This window comes from Paraburkholderia xenovorans LB400, from assembly GCF_000013645.1.
Taxonomy (GTDB): Bacteria; Pseudomonadota; Gammaproteobacteria; order Burkholderiales; family Burkholderiaceae; genus Paraburkholderia; species Paraburkholderia xenovorans.
Genome location: NC_007953.1, coordinates 1,036,595 through 1,051,727 on the forward strand (window position 1 = coordinate 1,036,595; position 15,133 = coordinate 1,051,727).

At 58.3% G+C, this 15,133-nt stretch carries 13 protein-coding genes and 1 pseudogene; 3 read left to right on the forward strand and 11 right to left on the reverse strand.

What is annotated here, in order from left to right; translation table 11 throughout:
• Positions 1-3: 3 nt before the first annotated feature.
• The 8 genes from BXE_RS41425 to BXE_RS41460 all read right to left on the reverse strand — a co-directional run bounded on the left by BXE_RS41425 (position 4) and on the right by BXE_RS41460 (position 8,496).
• Entirely contained in the window at positions 4-399 is a 396-nt protein-coding gene (locus BXE_RS41425) for a nuclear transport factor 2 family protein (RefSeq protein WP_011494120.1), read from the reverse strand.
• Positions 400-402: 3 nt separating this feature from the next.
• Positions 403-945, reverse strand: a complete 543-nt coding sequence (locus tag BXE_RS41430; protein ID WP_011494121.1) for a VOC family protein — start codon at positions 943-945, stop codon at positions 403-405.
• A complete protein-coding gene (locus BXE_RS41435; RefSeq protein WP_011494122.1) occupies positions 942-1,820 on the reverse strand; it encodes an alpha/beta fold hydrolase in 879 nt (292 codons plus the stop codon). Before BXE_RS41435 ends, BXE_RS41430 begins: the two co-directional genes overlap by 4 nt.
• Positions 1,821-1,859: 39 nt before the next feature.
• Positions 1,860-3,008: an ABC transporter substrate-binding protein gene (locus BXE_RS41440; protein WP_011494123.1), complete on the reverse strand. Its 1,149-nt coding sequence runs from the start codon at positions 3,006-3,008 to the stop codon at positions 1,860-1,862.
• Positions 3,009-3,177: 169 nt separating this feature from the next.
• Positions 3,178-4,656, reverse strand: a complete 1,479-nt coding sequence (locus BXE_RS41445) for an aldehyde dehydrogenase (protein ID WP_011494124.1) — start codon at positions 4,654-4,656, stop codon at positions 3,178-3,180.
• A gap of 27 nt (positions 4,657-4,683) precedes the next feature.
• On the reverse strand, positions 4,684-5,706 hold the full coding sequence (locus tag BXE_RS41450; protein ID WP_011494125.1) for an aldo/keto reductase: 1,023 nt from the start codon (positions 5,704-5,706) through the stop codon (positions 4,684-4,686).
• Between the two features lie 32 nt (positions 5,707-5,738).
• The gene (locus tag BXE_RS41455; protein ID WP_011494126.1) at positions 5,739-7,370 is read right to left on the reverse strand and encodes an FAD-dependent oxidoreductase; all 1,632 of its coding nucleotides are present in this window, start codon (positions 7,368-7,370) and stop codon (positions 5,739-5,741) included.
• Complete coding sequence (locus BXE_RS41460; RefSeq protein WP_233518898.1) at positions 7,363-8,496, reverse strand: aromatic ring-hydroxylating oxygenase subunit alpha; 1,134 nt, start codon at positions 8,494-8,496, stop codon at positions 7,363-7,365. The genes BXE_RS41455 and BXE_RS41460 overlap by 8 nt, the downstream gene beginning before the upstream one ends.
• A 368-nt stretch (positions 8,497-8,864) precedes the next feature.
• On the opposite strand from BXE_RS41460, the gene BXE_RS41465 reads away from it, so the two are divergent.
• The 3 genes and pseudogenes from BXE_RS41465 to BXE_RS47685 all read left to right on the forward strand — a co-directional run.
• Positions 8,865-10,154 (forward strand): citrate synthase, encoded by a 1,290-nt coding sequence (locus BXE_RS41465; RefSeq protein WP_011494128.1) that lies wholly within the window; start codon positions 8,865-8,867, stop codon positions 10,152-10,154.
• Between the two features lie 155 nt (positions 10,155-10,309).
• Positions 10,310-11,371: an aromatic ring-hydroxylating dioxygenase subunit alpha gene (locus BXE_RS41470; RefSeq protein WP_011494129.1), complete on the forward strand. Its 1,062-nt coding sequence runs from the start codon at positions 10,310-10,312 to the stop codon at positions 11,369-11,371.
• Positions 11,372-11,474: 103 nt separating this feature from the next.
• Positions 11,475-11,649: pseudogene (locus BXE_RS47685) on the forward strand (IS30 family transposase); the annotation flags it as partial.
• Between the two features lie 164 nt (positions 11,650-11,813).
• Here the strand turns inward: BXE_RS47685 and BXE_RS41475 are convergent.
• The 3 genes from BXE_RS41475 to BXE_RS46250 form a co-directional block, all read right to left on the reverse strand.
• Positions 11,814-12,422, reverse strand: a complete 609-nt coding sequence (locus BXE_RS41475; RefSeq protein ID WP_011494131.1) for a flavin reductase family protein — start codon at positions 12,420-12,422, stop codon at positions 11,814-11,816.
• Positions 12,423-12,845: 423 nt separating this feature from the next.
• On the reverse strand, positions 12,846-13,973 hold the full coding sequence (locus BXE_RS41480) for a porin (RefSeq protein ID WP_011494132.1): 1,128 nt from the start codon (positions 13,971-13,973) through the stop codon (positions 12,846-12,848).
• 593 nt (positions 13,974-14,566) lie between these two features.
• Positions 14,567-14,842 (reverse strand): hypothetical protein, encoded by a 276-nt coding sequence (locus tag BXE_RS46250; RefSeq protein ID WP_011494133.1) that lies wholly within the window; start codon positions 14,840-14,842, stop codon positions 14,567-14,569.
• Positions 14,843-15,133: the final 291 nt, after the last annotated feature.

The following is a 15,133-nucleotide window of genomic DNA, read 5'->3' on the forward strand; positions in this document are numbered from 1 at the left end:
ACCTCAATCAGGCAACCGCGTGGCATGAAACGAAACAAATAACCATTCCCCGGAGCAGAGACGCGCGACCTGGGTGACAAACATGGGTATGGACTCCGGTTCGCTCCTTCCTGGATACACCACAGTATTGACCACCTTTCCGGTCAATACGGCGACATCCCCGAATACCCTGACCTGCAGCGTGCATCGATCCGTGCTGCGCGGCAATGCGCGCAAGTGAGCGATAAATTCCGCCTTGTTCTCTACCAGCCCCGTTGCGTGAACATGCACGAGATCGGGCGCGAGGAGGCGCTCGATCGAATCCACATCATGACGTCCGAGTGCGTCCAGACGTGCCTGCTCCAGCGCGCGGATGGCCGCTTCCGTGTTGGTGGTCGATCCGCTATTGTCCTGTTCCATCGCTCAGCGCTCAAGCCGGGCAAGCATGTCGCGGGACCAGGCTTGCCGTGTCTGCAAAGTGGGATCACTGCGAATGGCTGTCTCCGTATTAGCGATAATGGCTTTGTCGTCCTGCGAAAGATCGAGCGGACGGGAGTGCGGCTGCGCCACCTGCCACGGCGAGTCGAGATACACTTCGATGCCATTGCCGTCCGGGTCCGCCGAATAGATGGACCAGGCGTTGCCATGATCGATCGGCTGGATCGGCGCAACGGCCGCGGTCTTCATGGCCTCGTACATGGTTCGCAATGCACCGAGCGAATCGACCCTGAAGGCGATCTGATTGATACAGCTCGGAGCGGATTGATCCGGCCTGGCGACGAGCGCCACCTGATGATGTGCGTCAGAGCTCGCGCTCATGAATACAATCTCCGCATTGCCCAAGCGGGGCACGCTCCCCCGATCGGTCACGATCAAGCCCATTACGTCCACGTAGAACCGCTCCATCGCTTCCATACGCGCGGTGTAAAGGCCGAGATGATTGAGTTGCGGGCGAAGTAAGCTCATCTTTCCTCCAGCATGAAAGCGAGATTGGCACGGTTGAATACCTCCGGGTTTTCGAATTGCGGCCAATGACCTACTTCGTCCATTTCGAGCAGGCGTGCATCGGGAATCAGTCTGACGATGGTTCGTGCCGTGTTCAGGAATAGTGGACGGTCGCGAAGCGAAAGCACCACCATGACTGGCGCCCGTATCTTTTTCCAATCCTCCGGGGCGATGAGATTACGTCCCAGTAACTCGGGCGAAAACAGGTTGAGAATATGATTCGATGCGGCTTTCGCATTGGGCTCGAGATACATGGCCTGCCTCAGCCCGATGATGTCGGGAATGCGCTTCTCCGGGCGAAAAATCAGATTGTCGAAGATGGTCTTGATGTTCTCCCAAGACGGATCCTCGAATGCGCGGCCGCGCCGTTCACGAATGCCCGCTATTTCCTGCGCGTCGTCGGAGAGACCGAACGGTGCGTTCATGGTTATACGGTCAACCCGTTCAGGATACTGCAGTGCAAAACGCGCCGCCACCCAGGTGCCAAGCGACACGCCGATGAACGAGGCTCTCTCGATCTTCATCGCCCGCATAAAGTCGAGCACATGCGTGACATAGGTGGAAATTTCGTAGTCGTGGTCGGGTTTATCCGTAAGACCGGCACCCACGAGATCTATCGCAAAGCAGTTGAAGTGTTCCGCGTGCGCACCGAGATTTGCGCAGAAGCCCTCGTGGCTGCCGGCCGTGCCGTGCAGCATGATGAGCGCGGGGCTGTCGGGATGTCCTGCACGGATGTAGCGAGTGCGCACCCCTCCTGCATCGACCCAGTCCTGGGTGAATGCAACCTTCGACAAATGTTTCCAGATGCTTTCGTACGGCGTCGTGATGATGCTCATGAGTTACTCCGGTTTGATTCGTCCGTGGGCGGAGTTCAATCAATGGGCCAGTGCCCATTTGCCGTTCGTGACCGTCACTATGAAAATGGATCGTGTATCCAGACCCGTGTGGTCGGTCGGCGACATGGTGTACACCCCGTTGGTCGCCACCAGGTCCTTGATCTGCTCCAGCGCATCGCGCAGGGCCGAACGGAAAGCGGGTGTCCCAGGTTTGCCTTTTTTCAGCGCGGAAGGAATGGCGTTCTGAAGCATCAGCACCGCGTCGTAGGTATACGAAATAAAGACGTTACGCGTGTTTGGGCCATTCTGCTTTTCGTAGGCTGCCGCGATGTCCATCGAAAGGCGTTTTGTGGGGTTCGAATCCGGCAATTGTCCGGCCACCAGGAAGCCGCCCAGCGGAAGATAAATGCCTTCAGCCGAAGAACCGGCAACACGCAGGAAGTCGTCGTTTGCGACGCCGCCCGTGTGGTAAATCAACCCTTTGTAGCCGCGATTGACCAACTCGAGTTGAGGCAATGCCGCCGATGTCCCCAGCGAGGCGACAAAGATCGCGTCAGGGTTCGCCGCTACCAGGCGCAGCCCTTGCGCTGCCACGCTCTGATCGTTACGGTTGTATTTCTGAATATCCACCAAAGTGATGCCGCGCCCTTGCGCCATTGCCTGAATCGCTTTCAGGTAGCCCTCTCCGGTAGCATCGGCCAGACCGATGTAACCCAGGCGTTTGACATGGCGGCGGGACATGTCGGCCAGCACGGCGTCGATCATGCTCTGGTCGTTCTGCACGGTCTTGAATACCCAGTGCCGTGCTGCGTCCATGGGACTGACAATCGCGAGGGCTGATGCCAGCGAAATCAGCGGCGTCGCGGTCTCCTGCGCAACGGGAATCATCGCGATCGAGTTCGGCGAGGTGTTCGAACCGATCAACACGTCCACCTTGTCCTCGCTGGTCAGCTTGCGCGCGTTGCGCACGGCGTTGCCCGGATCGGAGCCGTCGTCCATCACGATGTATTCGATGGACTGACCGGCAATCTCACGCGGCCATAAAGGAAAGACCTTGCGTGAGATCGCGCCAATGGATGCCGCGCCTCCCGTCTCGGAAATGGTAATGCCTACCTTGATCTGCGCCAGAACGCAGGTGGACAACGCCAGCAGCGAAGCAGCAATAACGCTTTTTATGAAGAGGGTCATGTCGTCTCCAACAGGTTTATTTTTAATGGTTATATTGGCACGTTACTCAGCATCCCAAATCAAACGTCTGATCGTTCCGGGCGGATCCAACAGCCGGATCTGATCCTGGCTATCGTGACAATGCGGGTGGCCAGGCAAGACGCTCTGGCCGTCTTCTCTTCCGTGCCTCCTAAACGGCGTTCGCCGCGCGCGGCGGCCACGGTATCGGGCCGTCCGCCAGGTTGAGATAGGTGCTTTTTTCCAGCATATATTCCCGCATGCCTTCAATCCCGCATTCGCGCCCAAGACCGCTTTGCTTGAAGCCGCCGAACGGCACGTTGACCTCGGCGATCTTGTAGGTGTTGACCCATACCGTGCCTGCCTTGATGCGGCGGGCCGCCCGGAAGGCCTTTTTATAGTCTGCCGTCCAGATGCCGCACGCGAGGCCGTAGGCTGTGTTGTTTGCGATGCGGTAGAGGTCCTCTTCATCCTGGAACTTCATCACGCACGCTACCGGACCGAAGATCTCCTCGTGGGCGACGCTGCTGCGTTCGTCGGTGACTTCGAGAAGCGTTGGTTGCACATAGGCGCCCTTGTCCAGTATGCCGCCGCTCGGCCGGCTCCCGCCACAGAGCGCGACTGCGCCCTGGCTGAGCGCCCGCTCAACGAAATGCTCGATGTGGTCACGATGATGAAAACTCGAAACCGGGGCAACGGCTGTATCCGCATCGTAAGGTGAACCGACCTTGAGCGCGCGGGTTGCACTGGTAAGACGCGCCACGAAAGCGTCGTAGATGCCTTCCTGTATCAGGATCCGCGAACCCGCAATGCACGATTGCCCCGCATTCGAGAAGATGCCGAACAGCATGCCGGTCACCGCCTGCTCGATATCGGCGTCGTCGAAGACAATATTCGGCGACTTGCCGCCGAGTTCGAGAATGCAGGGAATCAGGCGCTCGCCCGCGACCTTCGCGATCTCCCTGCCGCTCTTCGTGCCGCCCGTGAATGTCACCATGTCGACGCCCGGATGCGCCACAAGTGCGCGTCCCACGGACGCTCCGAAGCCCGTCACCACGTTGAGGATGCCGGGCGGAAAACCCGCTTCCATGGCAAGGCGGCCGTATTGAAGGCCAATGCATGGCGTCACTTCAGAGGACTTCAACACGATTGCGTTGCCGGCCGCCAGCGCGGGCGCGAGCTTCTGCGCTTCGAGCGTGATCGGCGAGTTCCAGGGTGCGATGGCCGCCACCACGCCAACCGGCTCGAACGACGAAAAACAGAAGTAATTGCCTCGCGACGGAATGACGGACGACTCCGTTGTCTCGCAGACCGCTGCGAAGTAGCGGAACATGTCGGCGGCCGACTTTGACTGAAAGCGGCTTTCGCTGATGGTCTTGCCGTTGTCGCGGGTCTGGATCTGCGCTAGCGTCTCGGCGTTCTGATCGATAAGATCCGCGAATCTGTGCAGCAGCTTGCCTCGCTCATGGACCTTCATGTCGCGCCACGCCGGCGTTTCGAGTGCCTGACGCGCAGCCCGCACGGCGTCGTCGACATCGGACTCGCTTGCCTGCGCAAGCGTTGCCGCCACCGAGCCATCGATCGGATTGATCGATTCGAACGACTCCCCGTTACCGGACCTCCACTCGTCACCAACCAGAAACTTTTCCATCTCGTCTCCTCGATCGCGGTTCGTTGATTACCTGGCTTTCTGTTGTTTCAGTACAGCGGCGAGGCCGTCGCTCTTGATGCTCACCGGTGTATACGCCTCTTCGAGAAGCGCGATTTCCTCGTTGGTAAGACGTACCTCCAGCGACGCCACCGCTTCGTCCAGATGGCTGGTCTCAAGCGCGCCGACGATCACCGAACTCACGCCAGGACGCGAATGCAGCCATGCTAGCGCGATCCGTCCTGGCGGCAAGCCGCGTGCGCCCGCAATTTCGAGCAGGCGGTTGCGTACGGCATGATCCGGGTTCGAACCGTACAGCGTCTTCGTCTTGGCATCCTGAGTGGCGCGGGTCTTCTCGCGGTCGGTCAGCTCGCTCGCGCTGCCGTCGCCGCTGACGAGCCAGCCACGTGCAAGCGGGCTATAGACCATCACGCCGAGGCCCTCGAGATCGCAAAACGGCAACATGTCGCGCTCCTCCTCGCGATATAGCAGGTTGTACTGAAGCTGCATCGAGGTGAAACCGCGTCCGGAGCGGCTGAGCGCTGTGTAGTGCGCGTGGGCCAGTTGCCAGGTCATGTAGTTCGATGCGCCGTAGTACAGGATCTTGCCGGCTCCCACGAGGTCATTGAGCGCATCGACGGTTTCCTCAATGGGCGTCGCGCTGTCGGGTACGTGAAGCGTGTACAGGTCGATGTAGTCCGTCTTCAGGCGCCGCAAGGAAGCATTCACACTTTCATGAATGTGCTTGCGCGATAGGCCACGGCCATTGGTGGACTGATCCATCGGCAGTCCGACCTTGGTCGAGATGACGGTCTCATGGCGCCGGCCCACGCTGTTGATCGCCTCGCCGAGCACCTCTTCACTGGCACCGTACGAGTAGAAATCGGCGGTATCGAAGAAATTGATGCCATGTTCGAGCGCCTGCATGACAAACGCTGCGCCCGCGGATTTGTCGAGCACCCACGGCGCCCACTTCGAGCTTCCGTAGGACATCATGCCAAGGCATAACCCCGATACTCGCAGTCCACTTTTGCCCAATTGCTTGTATTGCATCGCGTCTCCTCCACAGGGTTCGGAAAATCAGATCACATCGGCGCGCGATCCCGCGGGGGGCCCGACGCCGTCACCTGGCCCAGCATGGCAAGCGGATCGGCAGGCGCGGCATCGGCGCGCCACGCCACGTGTCCGTCCGGCCGCACGAGAACCAGTGCCCGCTCGTACGCCGCCGCCGCCGCGGGCTCCGCGAGGCAATGAAGGTTCAAAGGCAACCCCGCTGTACGAGCCGCAGCCATGATCGGCTCGGCGAGTTCCGCAGAACCAAACGATAGCAGCACGAAACCAGGACCGAACAGGTCGATCGTGGACCTTCCGTCGCTCAGCTCCACGTGCGGCGCGCGATGGCCCGGCCGCGCCGTGGGGATATATCGCGATGGGTCGTCGGCCGGTTCGGGCGTGCCATCCGGCATTACGATGGGCGACCCTTCGTATCGGTAGCCCAGGTTAATGCCGTGCGGTTCCCATTCCTGCCGCGTGCGCTCGCTCAGGTCGTAGGAGAGGTTCCGGCGCGTCTCGTCGCCCGCCGCGCCCGAAGTCTCGATGCCCGCGAACGATAGTTTCGGCGTAAGCAGCGAAAAGTTGCTCGCCGCCGCATCGACGTTTCTCCACGCGACCGGGCGGCGCTCGAGTTCGTAGCTATCGAGAAGCGCGGGAGCAGCCCAGCCGTTCAGTACAGCCTGCAATTTCCAGCCTATGTCCACGGCATCACCCAGCCCCGTGTTCATGCCGTAACCGCCATTGGGCGCCATCACATGGCACGCATCGCCGGCGAGAAACACGCGACCCTTCGAGTACGCGTTGGCGACCAGACGGCTGCGCCGCCACGGCAGCACAGCATCGACATGAAACGGAATATCGTCGCGGCCGAAACAACGCCGGACCCATGCGTCAGCATCGAAATGCTCGCTTTCGACCTTGTCCTGCGATCCGATCACCGTAAGGCGCCAGATATCGCGGGCATCCACCACCGTCAGATGGCCCCACGTGCCCTCTTCTCCGACCAGCATATAGCGCTCGGCAGGTCCCATGCGATGATAGGCGGCAAGGCCGGGCGCACGCAGATAAATGCCGACCGAATAGCTCAGTGCGTGGTCGCCCTCCAGTTGAATGCCGAGCGACTTGCGCACGCCACTGCCCGCACCGTCGCATGCGACCATGTAGGCGGCCCGGATGGTGAAAGTTTCGTCCGATGCCAGATCCCTGACGGTCGCGCTCACGCCCTCGCCGTCCTGAACAAAGGACTCCAGCAAGCAGTGGTACCGCATGCTCACCGTATTCTGCTCGCTAACAGCCTTCGCGAGAATCGGGTCGAACCAGAGTTGAGGGCAACGTTGTTTCTTTTCGGGGCTCAGGCCACTGGTCGGCTCATCGCGTACACCCGGATAATCAAGCTTGCTGATCAGATGACCATTCAGGCTTGTGCAGAACACCTGATTGAGCGGGTAATCGTCAGGGAAACCGCATTGCCGGACGCGCTCGGCGATCCCCCAGCGCCGACAGAACTCCATGGAGCGGATCGACACCAGGCCCATTTTCGAGTAGCGCACGGTACCGTCACCCTGATCCACAATGATCGAGTCGATGCCCCGATAAGACAATTCCATCGCGAGCGCCAGTCCGACCGGCCCCGCGCCAACCACGAGTACCGACGTCTTAATCATTCCGGTCCTCGCCTGATACCACGTCGAGATAATAGTTCATCAAATGGTGAACGGCGCCTTCCAGATGCGAGAGCGGACCCGGCGCATAGAACTCTGAGCCCATGGCCTGCTGCAGCTTGACTACCATGGGGCCGTCCTCGTTGACGATTGCACCTAGCAGGAACGACTTATATTCTTCGTAATGCTTCTGGAAGTCGGGATCCTCGAAGGCCGCAGGCATAAAAAGGCTGTATAGATGCAGTTCGGATTTGCCTGTCGACGTCGGCCAGACCTGCCACATGCGAAGACTGTCGAAACGCAACGACAGGTTCAGGTTCGGAAAGATACCCGCCTTCATGGACGTACCACTGTCCATGCCTTCGAGCCATGGCAGAGTAGGGAACAATTGTTGCCCGCTCTTCGAATGGGGGCGCGCTTTCTGCTCGTAATACCAGCCGCCGCGGGGCAGCAGATTAAAGCTGAGCTTCTCCTTGTCGGACTTGAGGAAACCGCCGAACGACGCCTTGTGCAGGACCGGCACGTGATAGATATCGATAAGATTTTCCACCAGCAGCTTCCAGTTGCAATCGATCTGCAGCACGACCCGTTCGCTCAGGCGGCATTCGTCCGACTTGAACCACCACAGGTTCTCTTCGAATGGTGCGATGAACGTTTCAAACGGCATCGCGTCCGGATTGAAACTCACGAAGATCCAGCCGCGCCAGAGTGCAAGCCGCATCGGCTTGAGACGGCAGTTCTTCAGATTCGCTTCGCTTTGCTCCATTAACGGCGCGGCAAGCAACGTGCCCTGCAAGTCGTAGTACCACGCGTGATAAGGACAGCTGAAACCACGCGCGTTGCCGCTTCCCTCGGCGACCGGCACGCCTCTGTGAAGACACATGTTCAGAAACGCATGAACCTTGCCTTCCTTGTCGCGGCTAAGAACGAATGGCTCCGAGGCGATTTCTCTCGTCATGTAGTCGCCGGGATTCGCAATCTCTTCCTCGCGGCCCGCGCAAAGCCACGTATCCATGAAAATGCGTTTCTTTTCGAGGGCCGCCACCTCGCTCGAGGTGTACATCTTCCCGGGCATCTGCTGTGCGCGGGAACGCGGCAGGCGAGTCTTGTCGAAATCGGCGCGCAGCACGTTGATGTCGAATTCCGTAGGGACGTTCACTGATTCCTCTCTGAATGAGTCGAGTGGCGGCGACAGCGTCCGCTCCAGACGCGACGAACGGACCTGAGTGGCCGGACTCCTGTCGGCGGCCCAATCGCACCGGACCGGCCAATGCAGGTAATCTAGCCCAGCGCCTCTGTCTTGTATAGATCGAGTACTTGATCGACTGAAATGTCGAATTTCAGCGAATTTCCTTGGGGATTCGGTCGCTTTCCCCTTTTGTATCTTTGATTTAAGATGCTCGCTGACGGAATCGACTAATTCGATCGATGTTGATCGCGCCGTGCGACAAGCCGGGCCGCAGACCGGCACTCAACAATTACATCATGAGAAACGAAATGACGACTCGCGCGAACCTCACCTCGCCAAAAACAAACGACTATGTGTCGCGCGAAGAGGCGCTGGAAATCCTCGCCGTGAAAATGCAGTCGTTCTATACCTATGTCAGCCGAGGCTTGATTCGTCGGCTCGATCAACCCGGCAAGAAGCGCAAGCTCTATCTGAAAAGCGATGTCCAGCGGCTCGCGGCCAAATCGCAGGCGCGCTCGAACACGGGCGCGAAGGCCGGCGATTCCATGCGCTTTGGCAATCCAATCATTCAGACCTGGATCTGCGAGATCACGCCGCGCGGCCCGTGTTACCGCAGCCGGCTTGCGACCGATCTGGCCGCTGCAAACGTTTCTTACGAGTCGGTGGCGGAACTGCTGTGGCTCGGTACTTTCCGCACGCCGGAAGTGCCGTGGAAAGCAGAACCGTTGCCCAAAGGACTCGACGCCTGGATACCCCTGGCCAAGTCGATGGCCGGAACGGGCAACGGCCTGCAGATCATCAATCTTCTGCTCGCCGCGCTGCGAGCGCTCGACGGCAATGAACTCGATACCAACTACGACAACGTGATTCCACTTGCCCGGCGCCTGATCCAGGTGCTCGCGGGCGTGGGCGGATTTCTCGGCGAGGACCAGCAACTGGAGCGGTTTCGCACCGGAGATTCGGTGGCAGAGTGTTTCGTGCGCGGACTTGGCTTTGGCGGCCGCCCCGAAGTGAGCGAGGCGATCAACAAGGCGCTGGTGATCTCCGCGGAACACGAACTGACACCACCCACGTTCGCGGCGCGTGTGTGCGCATCAACGGGGTCCGATCTCTACGCGTGCGTCGCGACCGGGATTCTTGCTCACATGGGCTCACTGCAGGGCGGCGGCGCCGACGGCGCCGAGGTCGTTCTGGAAGATCTGCTGAGGCCGGCACGAAGAAAAATGTTGCGCCAGCGGTGGGCAACGAAATATGACTTCCCCGGATTCAATCACCCGCTCTATGAGCGCGATCCCCGAGCGGTCGCGTTGCTCGACATTGTGCGAGGGCTGAAGTCGCCCCACCCGGACGCCTCCAAGGCGCTGAAACTGATCGATGAGATCGAGCAGGAGGTTAATTTCTATCCGAACATCACCGCGGCCCTGGTGGTGCTGTGCCGTTCGCTGGGGTTACCGCGCCGTGCCGCCAATCTGCTGTTCAGCGTCAGCCGCAGTGCAGGCTGGATCGCGCATGCGCTCGAACAGCGCGTGGCGGGTTACATGCTAAGGCCGCGCGCCAAGTTCTCTTCCCAGTCCGACTCGTTGACGAACAACGTCTAAGGGGCGTCACGGCGATATAAAGGTCGATCGAAAGGTCGATCTATGCAAATGTTGATGGCTGTTCTAAAGTTGATCTTATGCCCTTCACCCCCGGCGCGACCCGCTTTATTGCCTCAGCTCCGGCTGGGACCGTATATCTATAAAAGGAGACTGGTATGGAATTTTTGCGCAATACCTGGTACGCCGCGGGCTGGTCGCAGGATCTTGCAGCCGGCGCAATGCTGGGGCGGACCATGCTCAACGAACAACTCGTGCTTTTTCGTGCGGACGACGGCACGGTATCGGCGCTATCGGATATCTGTCCCCATCGTTTTGCCCCCTTGCACCTCGGGAAGATCGTCGACGGCTGCCGCATTCAGTGTGCTTATCACGCACTCGAATTCGATGGAACCGGCGCGTGCGTGAAGAATCCGCACGGCAAGCAGAAGATTCCGGCGGCGGCAAAGTTGCAGGCCTATCCGGTCGTGGAAAAACATTCGTTGATCTGGGTGTGGATGGGTGAACAGGCGGCCGCCGATCCGTCAGTCATTCCCGACTTCAGCATGCTCGATCCTGACTCGGGTTTTCAGGTAAGTCGCCGCGACTGGCTTCACATGGACGCGAGCTACGACCTGGTGGTCGACAACCTGATGGATCTGAGTCACACGGCGTTTCTCCACGACGGCATCCTCGGCAGCAAATACACGATCAAGGCGGACACATCACTGGAGCAAACCGGTGAGACCGTGAAAGTTACGCGCTTGATGCCGAACGTCCCTGTTCCCGGCTTCTTTGATCTGATGTTCAATCGCGACGGCGGCATCGTCGACTATTGGACAGAGATCAGATGGAACCTGCCGGGCTGCCTGATGAACAACACCGGTGTCACGCTTCCTGGCGCACCGCGTTCAGAAGGGACAGGCGTCTATGGCATGCATTTCCTGACGCCGGAGACGGATGTCAGCTGTTGGTATCACTTCGCCGCAGTTCGCCAGAACCCAAGAACCTGGGGCGAACCTATCGACACCGAGATAAAGGAAAAAATCTCCGATTTGCGCCGCTATGCGTTCGAGGAACAGGACCAGTGGATCATTAAAGCTCAGCAACAAACGATCCTTCGTGCAAAAGGCAACTTGCAGCCCGTTAGCCTCGAGACCGACATTGGGATTGAACGGTATAAAAGAATCCTGAAGGCCGCGTTGGTTGCCGAACGATCGGGATCGACAATGGCTGCCTGAGTGCCCGCTTTATAAGCCAGTGTCTGATATGAAGCGAAAAGCTTGCACATCCTGACGCGTCAGCCGGATTAGCATGGGCCGCGAAGGGGGTGCCCCGCCGGCCCCGAACAATCCATCGCGGCGTGGCACCTGCGAAAACACCAACGGCCTCCTGCGCCAGTAGCTGCCCAAAAGCCCGGACGAACTCGACGCTATTGCCGACAGCCTGCACAGCCGGTCTCGCGCCGCTCACGCCTTTCCATTCGCCAGTCGAAGTCTTCGCCTCGACACCTGCTTCAGCAGCTCAGCTCAATATTCGAAAAATCAGCTCGGTGTTGCGCTTCAGTCTTGAAACCGTCCTTCGTCTGGGTCCGCAGTCCGGCAGATATCAGTTAGCGAATTTCTTCAATTCGCATGCCGTCACCCGGTCACCCGATGCATTGTTCCAAGGTATGGAGCTCGCTTAACCTGGCCGGCGCATCTTGAACAATCCTTCGCGCGCGATAGAAAAGTAGTCGGCAGGACCGCCTCCACGCAAGATCGGTTGTGCGGCCGCAGTGTCGTATACACCGTCAACCAGCAAATGGCGCGAGATGTGGACGCCGACGACTTCACCGAGAACAAGCCAGGTCTGGACCTTGTCATGATTCGCGGTTTCAAGCTGGACCAGCTGCGTGAGACGGCATTCGAAAGAGACCGGGCTTTCCGCGACACGTGGTACGGCAATCGTGTTTGATGCAACCGGCGTTAGACCGGCGAGTTGGAACTCGTCGACCTCTGGCGACACCATAGCCGAACTGCGGTTCATGGCCTCGGCTAGCGGGAGCGTCGCCAGGTTCCAGCCGAATTCGCCGGTCTGTGCAATGTTATTCACGCTATCTTTATAGCCAACACTGGCAAACCCGACGATCGGCGGCGTGTAGTTGAAGGCATTGAAGAAACTGTAAGGCGCCAGATTTAGCACGCCGTCCGCGCTTCGCGAAGAGACCCAGCCGATCGGTCGCGGGCCGACGATGGCGTTGAAAGGATCGTGTGGCAGGCCGTGCCCTTCTGCCGGCACGTAATAGTGCATGTCCGATTTCACAAACTATCCTCGATTGATCACGCGTGGCCCCGGGACTCCCGATGAGGCTGCTCGCCGATGGGGTGAGACCATGTTTGCACGTCCATTGTCGATGAAATTGTCCACAACGTGCTTTTGGCGTCCAACTGAGCGGTTCAACACCAGCAACTTGATGCGCTGCCGCCGTAAAGTGCGTTGTCTCTTTCGGACAACCGGCTTGCTAACCAAACGCGTTCTGATGGCTTTGACTTCTGCCAGTCGTGCCCTGGCTCACAACCATGGTCTGACAGGCAGGTATCACCGGCAAAGCCGGTGATACCTGCCTGCAAAATGGAGCGACGCCAGCTCATTCCCATACCTGCTGCTTCTATCAAGAACCTCGCGAAAACAGCGATTTCAGGTAGTGTTCAAGCTTCCATAGACCACAGTTACTCAGAACTTGTGACGGATGCCAGCCATCGCGTTGATCTGACGTTTGGTGCTCGACGGCGAGTTGAGCCACGTTACGGCGACTGCGCGCGCACCGGATGCGAATACTGCATCGCCGAAGAGATACACATCGGTCCGCTTCGACAACGAGTAATCGACGCTTAGCTGACCGGTATGCCAATGCATCGATGAGTTATCGCCAACATTCCCATAGTTCCCGGTCGTGAAAATATATCCTGCACCGAGTTGTACGCTGGGAGTGAGCTGGTATGTCAGTGAAGTGTCATAGTTGTCGAGGTGTAACGACGTCGTATCAAGGTACCGGAAGCGAACGTCAGTCACGAGCAGATTCCATGTCACCGGCCCCAGCGAGTAGGCGCCCCCGGCACCGAATTGGCGTTGGCGGTCGACACCTACAGTCTTGCTGAGCGGACTGGTATGAAACAGAATAAATGGCGGTGTGCCCGAATAGTCGTCAGTCGCGGCACCCGACGGATTACTGACCCCCGGCTTGTCAATGTCGAGATAAGCAACCGCAACGCGTATGGGCCCGTGACTATAGGAAGCGCCGAAACTCATCGCGCGGTTTAAAGAGAAATCACCGGCCTGATTGCTGAACGCATAGAGCGCCTCTACAGTGAAACCGGCCCAGTTCGGGCTGAGATATTTCACCGAATTGTTGTAACGGAAACCGCCGAATGCATTGTCATTGTCTCCGATGTGAACTGCAAGTCCATTGGCCGCTGTCGCCGCCTCGAACTGTTGCATATAATCCCAGAACATGTCGTATTGACGCCCCAGGGTCACCCGGCCTATCTGCGTGCTGCTCAAACCGACCCATGCCTGACGCCCAAACATGCGCCCCCCTTGCTGGAATGCACCACTTGTTCCGTCGAATCCATTTTCCAGCGTCGCAACTGCCGACATTCCTCCGCCCAGATCTTCGACGATGCGCAAGCCCCAACGGTTGTTCTGCATCGTCCCTGAAAGCATCTTGAAGTTCGAATGCCCGCCTTCGTTGTTGATATACTCGATCGCCGTCGACATAAGCCCGTAAAGCGTCACGCTGCTTTGTGCGTGGACTAGCGGAAACGCCAGCAGGAGCGCGCCCCCTGTTAAGAATTTTTTCATTTTGCTGTTAGTCTCCTTAGTCATTTTTTCGAAACGACTGATGGTTTTTCGAGGATTAGCCCTCCTAAACCTCTACAGCGCATCAATCGGCATCAACTTGACACATCCAGCCATACGCCATAACTATCGGCAATAACGCGTCGCGTCCATCAAGCGACTTATTTAGTATTACTTTTGAGCTTCAGGCTTCGTCCACAGCCGCCGCACGCTACTGCCCTGACCAATCACCCCGAGTCCAAAGCAGATCGAGCCGGTAGTTGCGAGGAAAACTCGTGTGGTCCGGGGGCAGGACATGAGCGCGAGTGTCGACCAGCAGCATTTTTACCTCCAGATATTCCACATCCGTGGAATATAAAAATATTATGTACCGGAAAAAGCTCCGTCAAGCCCAGATCCGTAAACTAAGGGTTTGTCATAGCGATGGCGGCGGATCTCTGTCGTCTTGTGGGCATATGGGCTTGTCTGAGTCCCGCTGCGCGATCACCAAGTTGGCGCGAGAACGACCGCTTCAACGAAGCGACGTTTTTGCCATCCCGCGCTGACGCCTCTAGTGTCATGACTTAGAAACTCGTAAAACTATTGACGCCCGTTGCTCAGGAGAAGACGAAATGTTGTTTGACGAATCGAACAAAATCGCTCAGCCGCTCATCGTTTAGCATAGCAAATTTCACCTCATTGACGGGATCACCGATCATTCCCCGTTCGTAAAGTCTGCTTGATGCATTCCAATCGAAGCGCTGCCGAAACGCTTTTATTGTCGATGCCTTTGGCACACGCCCGCACCATCCGGGCTCGCAGTGCCAACTGCCTGCGCTGTCCCGCAACGCATCGTCAATGCCTTGCTGTTCACGCTCTGATTCGTTTAACACGAGTTCCGCCTCAGGTCTTTTGCTCGTTTCACCTCATCGAATATGTGCCGTCCAGCGCACCGCACTATGGGCAGCCAGTAATTCAACGAATTGCCAACTCATAACACCGGAGAGGGACGAACAATCTCCACGGTGTCGAACGGATGTTCTACCGCACGTGTGATCCACACTTTTCGTCGACGACACAGTCGCGATGACCGTCACATCGACAATCGGACCATCTCTTCTGTGTTTTCTCCCATCAACCGCGCTCGACCAACCCAATTGCGTGGGTAGTCCGACTCGATTGAA